The organism is Pusillimonas sp. T2 (assembly GCF_002236805.1).
Classification (GTDB): Bacteria; Pseudomonadota; Gammaproteobacteria; order Burkholderiales; family Burkholderiaceae_B; genus Neopusillimonas.
On the sequence record NZ_NIQA01000039.1, the window covers coordinates 1 to 488 of the forward strand.

Here is a 488-nt window from a genome sequence, read left to right on the forward strand (position 1 = left end):
TTGCCAATCCGAGGTGTGGGTTCTACCTGGGATCAATTGGAGTAATCCTGTTAATTATGTGGCCACGGCCACCTATAACAGAGTTGTTGTTACTGATTTCCATAGGTACTGCGCCTTAACCACTGCAGGGGTTGAAATAAGTGGTCGATGCGTATTGCGTAGGACTGGCGATGGCCGTTGGTACCTTGATCAAGGCACCTCAAACCCTAGCAACCAAGGGTGGTGCGAAGCCTCCTGCTACAACTAATTTGCAATTAATTTGGCGCTTCACAAACATACCCGTAGTAAATAGTGTCCCAGGGAGCGGCGTAATAACCATATCCAGCCGACGTTTTTGTTGCCCAATATCCAGCGGGACAAGAGCAGCCGCCAGTTGTTGCATGAGGGACGGCGCAGCCCGAAGAATACGGGCCGCCGATAGCCGCCATAAATGAGCCGCCGTTCGCAGACTACTCAGATTTTGTTTTCGCCAGGTACCGGATTGGCAA

At 51.2% G+C, this 488-nt stretch carries 1 protein-coding gene; it reads right to left on the bottom strand.

Going from position 1 to position 488, the window contains the following annotated elements; translation table 11 throughout:
- Positions 1–199: 199 nt before the first annotated feature.
- Positions 200–488, bottom strand: a 289-nt coding sequence (locus PuT2_RS15980; protein ID WP_216820840.1) for a hypothetical protein, incomplete at its 5' end; no start/stop codon positions are given.